This window comes from Vibrio sp. V01_P9A10T6 (assembly GCF_963877065.1).
GTDB lineage: Bacteria > Pseudomonadota > Gammaproteobacteria > Enterobacterales > Vibrionaceae > Vibrio > Vibrio anguillarum.
Map to the genome: position 1 here is coordinate 1 of NZ_CAWNTB010000077.1, position 5297 is coordinate 5297.

General features: G+C 46.2%; 6 protein-coding genes. 2 read left to right on the forward strand and 4 right to left on the reverse strand.

Annotation, left to right across the window (positions count from 1 at the left end; translation table 11 throughout):
• A partial coding sequence (locus AACQ21_RS04435; protein WP_258174200.1) for an MATE family efflux transporter occupies positions 1–249 on the reverse strand: 249 nt, incomplete at its 3' end.
• Positions 250–289: 40 nt separating this feature from the next.
• On the opposite strand from AACQ21_RS04435, the gene AACQ21_RS04440 reads away from it, so the two are divergent.
• Complete coding sequence (locus AACQ21_RS04440; protein WP_105976749.1) at positions 290–1783, forward strand: DUF2867 domain-containing protein; 1494 nt, start codon at positions 290–292, stop codon at positions 1781–1783.
• 42 nt (positions 1784–1825) lie between these two features.
• Here the strand turns inward: AACQ21_RS04440 and AACQ21_RS04445 are convergent, their stop codons facing one another.
• From AACQ21_RS04445 to rsuA, 3 genes are read right to left on the reverse strand one after another with little or no spacing between them, the layout of a single operon-like run.
• Positions 1826–2485: a DUF2913 family protein gene (locus AACQ21_RS04445; protein WP_013857016.1), complete on the reverse strand. Its 660-nt coding sequence runs from the start codon at positions 2483–2485 to the stop codon at positions 1826–1828.
• Entirely contained in the window at positions 2485–3693 is a 1209-nt protein-coding gene (locus tag AACQ21_RS04450) for a Bcr/CflA family multidrug efflux MFS transporter (protein WP_105976750.1), read from the reverse strand. The genes AACQ21_RS04445 and AACQ21_RS04450 overlap by 1 nt, the downstream gene beginning before the upstream one ends.
• A gap of 47 nt (positions 3694–3740) precedes the next feature.
• Positions 3741–4436, reverse strand: coding sequence for a 16S rRNA pseudouridine(516) synthase RsuA (gene rsuA, locus AACQ21_RS04455; protein WP_017044313.1), 696 nt, complete (start codon positions 4434–4436; stop codon positions 3741–3743).
• A 104-nt stretch (positions 4437–4540) separates the two neighbouring features.
• On the opposite strand from rsuA, the gene AACQ21_RS04460 reads away from it, so the two are divergent.
• The coding region (locus tag AACQ21_RS04460) for a DEAD/DEAH box helicase (protein WP_146127534.1) at positions 4541–5297 on the forward strand (757 nt) is incomplete at its 3' end.

A 5297-nucleotide genomic window follows, 5' to 3' on the forward strand; every position in this document is an offset into this window, starting at 1 on the left:
ATACTGAGCTGTTAACAGTGCGCCTCCGGTTGTCACGCCCACTAGCATGATGGTGGTGACAAAAGTTGCTCTAGCGGCAACGCCTACCGCAGCAATTTCAGCCTCACCTAATTGCCCTAGCATCAAAACATCCACTAGACCACGGCTAGAAAACATAATACTTTGCAAGGTGATCGGCAGAGCGATAGCCATTAAGCGACGGAAAAAATCGCCTCTTGTATGTAACACGATTTGCGAAAAAACAGACAACCGATCACCTCAAATTCAACACATTGATAGCACAGGAAAAATGAAGTCGCCATTATACGTCTGTGAGCATAATCTAACCATCTTATTTGAAGGGACCGTCATGAAAAAAGTGTTAGTACTCGGCGCATCAGGCTATGTAGGCTCACAACTGTTACCTTTGCTATTAGCGCAAGGTTTTCAAGTAACGGCCGCAGCTAGGCACATTGACTACTTAACCTCACGTGCCATATCTCATCCCAACCTTACCTTGCGTTATTTAGACCTTACCGATAAAGAGGCAACACTTGCGCTTATCCCACAATTTGAACTGGTTTATTTTTTAGTGCACGGTATGGCGCAAGGACATGATTTCGTCGACTATGAATTGTCGCTAGCGGAAAACGTTAAACAAGCCCTTGAGGTTAGCCAGGTCAAACACCTGATCTACTTAAGTGCGATTCAGCCACAAACCGGAAACTCAGAGCACCTCAAAGCACGGAAAATGACAGGCGATCTACTTAGGAAAAGTCCTGTACCAGTGACCGAGTTAAGAGCCGGTGTCATTCTTGGACCGGGATCAGCCGCATTTGAAATCATGCGTGATTTTGTTTACAACTTACCGATGCTCATCACTCCCAAATGGGTTGATTCCAAAGCAAATCCGATAGCGCTGGAAAACCTCAATCATTATCTACTTGAATTAGCTAATGAGCAGCCCGTTGCACACCAATTGTTTGAAGTCGGTGGGCCTGACACCCTCTCCTACCGCGAACAATTTGCCATTATTTGTCAGGCAACGCAGAAACCATTTCGGTTATGGTCTACCCCACTATTAACCCCCAAAATGGCTTCTTACTGGCTAGGTCTTGTCACCTCAGTCCCTTCTAATATTGGCAGAGCACTACTTGCCGGTTTAGATCATGATTACATTGCCGACTCACAAGCCATTGAAGCACGCTATCCCCAAAAACTGACCCCCTATCGTGACGTTGTCACCAAAATAATCGAGCATGAAGGGGAATTTACACGCTCGCAGGTGTGGGGATTTGATCCAAGTGCCCTACAACGTTGGCAACCCGGTTTTGGCTACTATCCTAAACAGGCAGGAGCAACGATTCAGACCAGCGCTTCTGCTGAGGTTTTATGGGATGTTATCCGAACCATAGGAAGCCGCCAAGAAGGCTATTTTTTTGCCAATGCACTATGGCGTACACGCGAATGGCTCGATCTTTTATTCGGTGGTGGCAAACCTGTGCGCCGCTCCCCTTGTGGCCCGGAACTGCAAGTTGGCGATTTTATTGATTCGTGGAAAGTGATCCGCTGCCAACCTCAACAGTTTTTGTCTCTTCTTTTTGGGATGAAAGGCCCAGGGTTAGGGCGATTGGAATTTACCATTAAAGATCTAGGCGAAACGCGAGAACTCAATGTGACCGCATGGTGGCACCCCAAAGGATTCTTAGGGTTACTTTACTGGTTCGCGATGATGCCTGCCCACCTTTTTATTTTTAATGGCATGGTCAAAGCCATCGTCAAAAAGGCACAAAAAAAGAGCTAGCGAAATCGCTAGCTCTGCAACTTATTGGGTTTCAATTCCATACTAATCAATAGGAAAGCCTAATGGAATTTCAGCCAATTGCACGCCATGGTTGCTTGGGTATATCAAATACTCACCATGATATTTCACATTCGACTTATAATCGGTACGTTTATGCACCATAAAGCCAGCACTGCTGGCCTTTTCGACGAAATCAGCATGATGGCCCCGTACAAACCAGTTCATCGGCTTCACGAGCAGTTCACCATCAAAGCATGATTCACACTGATTTGCGCACAAAGCCAATGAGTTTTGCCCATCGGTAAAAAGCTGTAATTTGCCTTCATTCACCAATGGATCACATGTTGTCACTTCCCAGTGAGCCGCTTCCATGAATTCCAAAAACGCGTCAATTTTCTTATCGGTAATGATGTTATCCGCCTCTTGCGCAAAAAACTTACCGTAAAATGCTGAGATGCGTTTGAAGATAAACAGTAATTCAGATTGGTTGCCTTTCGAACGTCCAGCTTTCTGCCAACGATTTAAATCATCCACCACACAGCGATGGAATCGTTGTGCTTTCAATGCCTTACTCACCCAATGCACCAAAAAGTGATTATTAGCTAAAGGCGCATTCACCAGCTTATTCGCTTGGTGTTCTGCTGTTAACTCTTGCAGCGCTGTATTCACTACACGTTGAATTTCGAGGTAATACTCTGACATTACGCCTTTCTTCCTAATGTCCAATAAAAAAGAGATGAAAGTACCGAGCACGCCGTCATGACCACAATCATCGGCCACTCAACATCACTAGGCATCATCGCGACAATCGCCGCAACCACTGAGCCTGTGCCAAAACGCAACGTTCCAGCCAGTGAAGAAGCGGTGCCCGCCATTTTCGGATAACCACTTAACAATAATCCCATTGAATTACTGCCTATCGTTGACAATGTGCCAATAAAGAGCACCACAAAAGGCACAATGCCCCATAAGCCAAGGTTGAGTAACCAAGCAATGAATAGCCCGATACCTGCGCACAACTGAATCAACAAACCAAAGCGTAGCATGGCGTGGGAACCGACTCGTTTCACCATTCGACCATTCAAGCTGGTCATGATAATCATCGCGACGATATTGAGGCCAAACAGGTAACCAAATTGATCAGGATCGACTCCATAAATATCAATATAGACAAAAGAGCCTGCGGTCAAAAAGGCAAACATACCAGCGAACGAGAAAGCACCAGAAAAAACAAGCCCCATCGCGACTGGGTTACGGCTTAACTGCACATAGTTGCGAATGGTATTTCGAAAGCGTAGTGGTTGACGATTTTCTGCACTGAGTGTTTCTGGAATTTTCCAAACCACGAGAGTAATCACCACTGCGGCAAAAATAGCCAACACCCAAAATATCGAACGCCAACCAAACCAAATGGCCAAGTGTCCGCCAATCATCGGCGCAGCTAACGGGGCAACGGTCATCACTAAGGTGACAAAAGACATGGCGCGAGCAAAATCTTCGCGATCAAACATATCACGCACCACCGCTTGAATAACCACAGCCGCCGCTGCTCCAGCAAAACCTTGCGCAGCGCGAACATACGTTAACGCTTCAATACCTTGCGTAGTCGCACTCACAGTGGCAGCAATACCAAACAGTAATACGCCGATCAGCAGCACTGGGCGACGGCCATAACTGTCGGCTAGAGGACCATGCAATAGTTGGCCTATCGCAAAACCAGCGGTATAAGCAGTCAGCGTCATTTGTACCGCTCCAGCACTCACACCGAGATCTTTAGCAATCGCTGGCATGGCTGGCAGATACATATCAATCGCCAGCGGCGTTAATGCGCCAATCGCACCTAATACTAAGAAGAGTAAAAAACTAATGTGCGGCGTATTATTCGCTGTAACAGGTTGAGATGAAGTCATAGTTCTCCAGATAAATAAGGAATGAAGTTGCAATAAAGCTAGGCCTTTCAAGCCCCAATAGAAGCCACTTCTTGGTCAGTCAAATAACGGTATTCACCGGGCTCTAGTGCCTCATCTAGCACAATATGACCAATGCGCTCACGGTGAAGGCCAACCACTTTATTGCCTAAAGCAGCAAACATGCGTTTAACTTGATGGTATTTGCCTTCATGAATGGTCAGTAAACATTCATTCTCACCGACGACTTCCAATTGCGCAGGCAAGGTTGGCTCACGCTCATTACGCAGTTCAATACCCGTTAAGAATTGTTCGACATAATTCGCTTCAATAGGGTCTGCAAGCCAGACACGGTAGGTTTTGTCGCATTTGTGTTTTGGCGAGGTAATGCGATGAGACCATTGACCGTCATCGGTGATCAGAACCAAACCTGTGGTATCGACATCCAAACGTCCTGCAAAATGCAAGTCTTGAACATTCACTTCATCGAGCAAAATAAATGCCGTATGATTGAAGCCGTCTTCATGTGAGCAAACGTAGCCAGCGGGTTTGTGTAACATGATATAGCGCGGGCCATGCAAGATTAACTCACGACCTTGCCACTCCACCTCACACTCCTGCGTCACCTGCAATGAACCACTTTTCTGCGTCTTACCATTTACTGTGACATCACCACTTTTGATGATCTTGGTGGCTTCTTTACGTGTCGCACCTAACGCATCACACAAAAATTTATCTAACCGCATGATTACCTCATCTAAATCAAGTCAGGTATTATACGCAGCTAAAATGAAATAGTTGATCTATTTCACTGTTTTTATCCAGAGTTCAACAAGAGACAACGCGAGTTATGTACACACTTCGTCCTTATCAATCGGACTCGGTCAAAGCCGTGATCCACTATTTTCGTCATCACACTACGCCCGCCGTAATTGTACTACCGACGGGGGCAGGAAAAAGTTTGGTTATTGCTGAGCTGGCAAGGCTTGCCAAAGGACGAGTCTTAGTACTAGCGCACGTGAAAGAACTGGTAGAGCAAAACCATGCCAAATATGAGGGCTACGGTTTGCAAGGCGCGGTATTTGCGGCAGGTTTAGGACGAAAAGAGACAGATCAACAGGTCGTCTTTGCTTCGGTACAATCCGTGGTGCGCAATTTAGATGCCTTTAAAAATCAATTTTCATTACTGGTGATTGATGAATGCCACCGCGTACCGGATGAGAAAAGTAGTAGCTATCAAAAGGTGATCACCCATTTAAGCGAGCTCAACCCAGGGATTAAAGTGTTGGGGTTAACCGCTACGCCTTATCGTTTAGGCATGGGCTGGATTTATCAATACCATACTCGTGGCCAAGTGCGCAGTGAGGAGCCTCGCTTCTTCCGTGACTGTATTTTTGAGCTACCGATCCGTTATCTGCTTGATGAAGCTTTTTTAACGCCAGCGCGAATGGTTGATGCCCCCGTGCTCAGTTACGATTTTTCGCAGTTAAAACCCGCCAATACCGGGCGCTACAAAGAAGCCGAACTCGACATGGTGATTGAGCAATCGAAACGTGCCACACCACAGATTGTTCAACAAATCATCCAACTAGCACAGCAAAAACAGG

Bases quoted from the DNA above. Each gene is read 5' to 3' on its own strand.
- AACQ21_RS04440 (WP_105976749.1), top strand. From the start codon at position 290: ATGAAGTCGCCATTATACGTCTGTGAGCATAATCTAACCATCTTATTT.
- AACQ21_RS04445 (WP_013857016.1), bottom strand. From the start codon at position 2,485: ATGTCAGAGTATTACCTCGAAATTCAACGTGTAGTGAATACAGCGCTG.
- AACQ21_RS04450 (WP_105976750.1), bottom strand. From the start codon at position 3,693: ATGACTTCATCTCAACCTGTTACAGCGAATAATACGCCGCACATTAGT.
- rsuA (WP_017044313.1), bottom strand. From the start codon at position 4,436: ATGCGGTTAGATAAATTTTTGTGTGATGCGTTAGGTGCGACACGTAAA.